Source organism: Synergistaceae bacterium (assembly GCA_021372895.1).
In the GTDB taxonomy this organism is placed as follows: Bacteria; Synergistota; Synergistia; order Synergistales; family Synergistaceae; genus JAJFTP01.
This window is the reverse complement of the sequence record JAJFTP010000074.1, coordinates 1-3,391: the sequence shown is the minus strand read 5'-3', so window position 1 is coordinate 3,391 and position 3,391 is coordinate 1. Positions and strand designations below refer to the sequence as shown.

At 46.5% G+C, this 3,391-nt stretch carries 5 protein-coding genes; 3 read left to right on the top strand and 2 right to left on the bottom strand.

The features are described from left to right. The 3 genes from LLF78_06770 to LLF78_06760 form a co-directional block, all read left to right on the top strand. Positions 1-576, top strand: a 576-nt coding sequence (locus tag LLF78_06770; protein ID MCE5202195.1) for an aldehyde ferredoxin oxidoreductase C-terminal domain-containing protein, incomplete at its 5' end; no start/stop codon positions are given. Between the two features lie 54 nt (positions 577-630). After that, positions 631-903, top strand: coding sequence for a MoaD family protein (locus tag LLF78_06765; protein MCE5202194.1), 273 nt, complete (start codon positions 631-633; stop codon positions 901-903). Between the two features lie 386 nt (positions 904-1,289). Beyond that, positions 1,290-2,642, top strand: coding sequence for a glutamine synthetase beta-grasp domain-containing protein (locus LLF78_06760; protein MCE5202193.1), 1,353 nt, complete (start codon positions 1,290-1,292; stop codon positions 2,640-2,642). Between the two features lie 137 nt (positions 2,643-2,779). On the opposite strand, the gene LLF78_06755 is transcribed toward LLF78_06760, so the two are convergent. Both LLF78_06755 and LLF78_06750 read right to left on the bottom strand, forming a co-directional pair. Next, complete coding sequence (locus tag LLF78_06755) at positions 2,780-2,998, bottom strand: DMT family transporter (protein ID MCE5202192.1); 219 nt, start codon at positions 2,996-2,998, stop codon at positions 2,780-2,782. Positions 2,999-3,018: 20 nt separating this feature from the next. Then, positions 3,019-3,391 (bottom strand): EAL domain-containing protein (locus LLF78_06750; protein MCE5202191.1); only part of this gene is annotated, 373 nt, incomplete at its 5' end.

Sequence of the window (3,391 nt, the reverse complement as noted above, 5' to 3'; positions counted from 1 at the left end):
TTCTCCATGACAGCCAAAAAACAGGAGATGCCGGCATATGACCCGCGCGGCATCCAGGGAATAGGACTCAACTATGCTACCTCAAACAGGGGTGGCTGCCACGTCCGCGGATATACCATATCTCCTGAGATCCTTGGCCTTCCCGAAAAACTTGATCAGCAGTCCATTGTTGAAAAACCGGCATGGGTAAAGGGATTCCAGGATCTTACGGCTGCAGTTGACTCCGCAGGCATGTGCCTCTTTACAACATTTGCATTGGGAGCTCCCGCTATCGCAGGTGAGATCACAGGAGCGTCAGGCATTGAATTCACCGGTGACGAAGTGGCATTGGCAGGCGAGAGGATATACAATCTTGAAAGACTGTACAATCTCAGCGTAGGGTACACCAAAGCAGACGACACGCTGCCTGCAAGGATGTTCAACGATCCAATAAGTTCAGGTCCGATGAAGGGCAGCGTAAGCCGCGTTCCTGAAATGCTCCCTCATTACTATGAGGCAAGGGGTTGGGATGAAAACGGAGTCCCGACACCGGAAAGACTTGAAGCGCTCGGACTCAGGGAGTTTATGACGATCTGAGTAACTTTTATGCAAAACAATGACCGGATCTTCACAGCGTAAGGAGGCAAGCCCTTGATAAAAATCGGTTTTTTCGCTGATATAAGGACTATGGTGGGCACCAAGGAGATAATGATGCCATCAAGGCCGACTCTTGGGCTCCTTATGGAGGATCTGAGTGCGAAGTTCGGAAAAAAATTCCGTGATTTCTGCATGGACGGAGACAAGATATCCAAAAGGGTCAACATTCTCGTCAACGGCCATCATATGCTCCATCTCCAAAAGGACGATACCCCCCTTAAAGACGGTGACGACGTAAGGATATTCCCGCTTATCGGCGGAGGTTAGAGAATATCAGCCAAGGTGTCATAAAAAAACAGAGCCCCGGACATCAAACATATGTCCGGGGCTCTGTTTAAAATAACACCAATTGTGATCAGGCCTTCACAATTGACATAAAGTGATATATTTGTATCATTGGTGCAGTGATCAGAAGATCTGAAGCCGAAGATCAACTGAAAAAAATTGAAAAGATATAGAGGATCACTGATTTGTGATTTATGTGGGCCGGAGCCATCCGGAGTTTTTTGGCGGCCTCCTGTCACCAACAGAGGCACCACGGGAGTTGGGCATTTTGTTGATTGTGCAGGCCTGACCCCTCCGCGTTTCTTTAATACCTTGTTAGTAAAAAATTCGGGAACTGATTATTTAAAAGCCTGACAGGAGGGGTAACAATGAAGCTGGAGCATTTCAACGGAAAGATCGATGAAGCAGATTTCCTGGATTTTCTCATGATAGATATTGCCGGCAATATTCGCAGTGTCGCTTTGCCTCGCGCCTATGTAAGCGAAAAGATACTTAAGGAAGGAATAGGTTTTGATGCGTCAAACTATGGCTACGCGAAAGTAAGCAACTCTGACATGGTTGCCGTACCGGATATGTCGACAGCATTTTTTGAGATACGCGGTGATTATAAAATGCTCCATGTCCTCTGTGATGTAATATCGACAGACAGGGAACCCTTTGACCAGTATCCAAGAAATGTTATCAGGAACGCGCAGAAATTCCTGCGCGACAAAGACATAGCGGATACAGCCAAAGTGCTGGTTGAACTCGAATATTACGCGTTTGAAGATGTTGAATATTCTACCGGGCCTGACCATGCCGGCTATAATGTCACTTCTTCGGAAGGATTCGGCGATGGATATGGAACCGGTCCCCGCATAGGAAGGAATCAGGCATATCATCGTATGCCGCCCGAGGATAAATATATTGATTTCCGCAATGAGACAGTCCATCTGATGGAAGCTATCGGCATTCCCGTTAAGTACCACCATCATGAAGTTGCAATATCGCAGCTTGAGATAGAACTTGATTTTATGGATATTGTGAAAGCGGGCGATCTGGTTTCGCTTGCAAAATGGATCATAAAACAGGTTGCGGAAGAAATGGGGCTTCATGTTACTTTTATGCCCAAACCGCTTTATAAGATGCCTGGAAGCGGAATGCATGTCCATCAATTCCTTGAAAAGGGAGGAAGATCCATTTTTCCAGGATCTAAACTTTTCAACCTCTCCGATGAAGGGCTTTTTTACACAGCAGGAATGCTAAGCCACAGCTTGACAGGAAGCCTTCTTGCATTCGCATGCCCCAGTACGAACAGCTACCGCAGGCTTGTTCATGGATATGAAGCTCCTGTCAGCGCTACTTTCGCAAAAGGCTCCCGCGCTGCGGCGGTACGTATTCCCGGATATGTTAAAAAAGAAGAAACCAGGGTTGAATACAGGACAGGCGACGGGTCATCAAATATTTATTTCTTTATTTCGGCTATGGTGCTTGCTGGCGCAGACGGGATACTGAAAAAAACAGATCCACAGGCACTCGGCTATCAGGGCCAGGAGTCCGGTGAAGGATTGATGTTCCCGCTGAATCTGAATAAGGTGCTTGACGGGCTGGAAAAAGATAATGAATATCTTGTTCCGGCATTTCCCAAAGAACTGATCGGACTGTGGGTAAAGGCAAAACGCATAGAAGCGGAATATGTTTATAATGCGCCTACCGCACAGGAGTTTGAACTTTACTTCTGAAAAATACGGTCTGCCTGAATAATAACCATGTATTCTAATTGACTGCGAGCTGCCTGCTCAGAGTCTTTTTGTTCTCAGAAATCTTCCGGGGTTGCGGATCTATGTTTGTGATAGACCTAATAATAGATCTTCAGCCCTCATTTTCTGTTAATGAGGTACACTCCATACATTATCGTTATACCTCCGACAAACAGCCATATCGTGAAACGCTCGCCAAGCAGCAGATATGCAATTATTGCCCCGGCAAATGGCTGTAAGAACTGAAAGGCTATTATCCTTGATACGGGAAGCACTGAAAGGCCGTGAAACCAGCAGAAATATGCTGCTGCAGAGGCGCCAGCGCCGAGAAATGCCACTGCAGTCGCCGACAGAGGAATTACGGGAGTTTGGTATTTTGTCGATTGTGTGGGTCTGACCCCTCCGTATCTCCATGTTTTTTGATCATTTCTAACGCTGTATTCTCATCAAGCGGTCCGGCAAAGAGATACCCCTGGAAACTGTCACATCCGTTGTTAACCAGATACTCTTTTTGTATTTCATGTTCCACGCCCTCTGCTGTTACCCGATGGCCCATCTTGTGCGCCATCGATATTACTTCAGCGGTTATAGCATTGTCAGGATGCAGTTCCAGGAGCTTGTCAATAAAATATTTGTCGATCTTGAGACAGTCGACATTTAACTCCTGTTCTCTTGCAAGAGATGAATATCCGGTCCCAAAGTCGTCTATTGCGATCTTGATCCCCGAGTTT